The sequence below is a fragment of the Sphaerotilus hippei genome (assembly GCF_003201595.1).
Classification (GTDB): domain Bacteria; phylum Pseudomonadota; class Gammaproteobacteria; order Burkholderiales; family Burkholderiaceae_C; genus Sphaerotilus; species Sphaerotilus hippei.
Genome location: NZ_QJJS01000046.1, coordinates 1 through 1154, shown reverse-complemented (window position 1 = coordinate 1154; position 1154 = coordinate 1). Strand labels below are relative to the sequence as shown.

At 65.4% G+C, this 1154-nt stretch carries 1 protein-coding gene; it reads right to left on the bottom strand.

Features of this window, described 5'->3' with window-relative positions; translation table 11 throughout:
• Positions 1-1154, bottom strand: a 1154-nt coding sequence (gene sucC / locus C7444_RS19930) for an ADP-forming succinate--CoA ligase subunit beta (RefSeq protein WP_110402600.1), incomplete at both ends; no start/stop codon positions are given.

The following is a 1154-nucleotide window of genomic DNA, read 5'->3' as shown; positions in this document are numbered from 1 at the left end:
GACGGCGGCGACGATGGCGGTGGCCGCTTCGGCCATCGTGTCGGCAGCGATGATGGGCAGGCCGGATTCGGCCAGCATCTTCTTGCCCAGGTCCTCGTTGGTGCCCTTCATGCGCACCACCAGCGGCACGGACAGGTTCACGGCCTTGCAGGCGGTGATCACGCCCTCGGCGATGGTGTCGCACTTCATGATGCCGCCGAAGATGTTGACCAGGATGCCCTTGACCTCCGGGTTCTTCAGCATGATCTTGAAGGCCTCGGTCACCTTCTCGGCCGTGGCGCCACCGCCCACGTCCAGGAAGTTGGCCGGCTCGCCGCCGAACAGCTTGATGGTGTCCATCGTGGCCATGGCCAGACCGGCGCCGTTGACCAGGCAGCCGATGTTGCCGTCCAGGCTGATGTAGGCCAGATCGAACTTGCTGGCCTCGACTTCGGCCGGGTCCTCTTCGTCCAGATCGCGGTAGGCGACGATCTCGGGGTGGCGGAACAGCGCGTTGGCGTCGAAGTTGAACTTGGCGTCCAGCGCGATCAGCTTGCCGTTGGAGTCGCAGTTCAGCGGGTTGATCTCCACCAGCGAGGCGTCGGTGGCCATGTAGCAGCGGTACAGGTTCTGGAACAGCGTGACGGCCTGCGCGATGGAGGCGTCACCCAGGCCGATGGCGCGGGCAATCTTCTCGGCCTGCTCGGCCCCCAGGCCGGCGAGCGGATCGATCACCTCGGTGATGATCTTCTCGGGCGTGCTGTGGGCGACTTCCTCGATGTCCATGCCACCTTCGCTGGAGGCGATGAAGGCGACCTTCTGCGAGGCGCGGTCGGTGACCAGCGAGACGTAGAGCTCGTTCTTGATGTCCGCGCCTTCTTCGATGTAGAGGCGGCGCACCTTCTGGCCTTCCGGGCCGGTCTGGTGCGTGATCAGCTGCATGCCCAGGATCTGCTCGGACAGCGCCTTGACGTCATCCATCGAGCGCGCGAGCTTGACGCCCCCGCCCTTGCCGCGCCCGCCGGCGTGGATCTGCGCCTTGACGACCCACACCGGGCCCCCCAGCTTCTGCGCGGCTTCCACCGCCTCCTGCACCGTGAATGCAGCGATGCCGCGCGGCACCGGAACTTCGAACTGGCGCAGGATTTCCTTGCCTTGGTACTCGTGGATTTTCA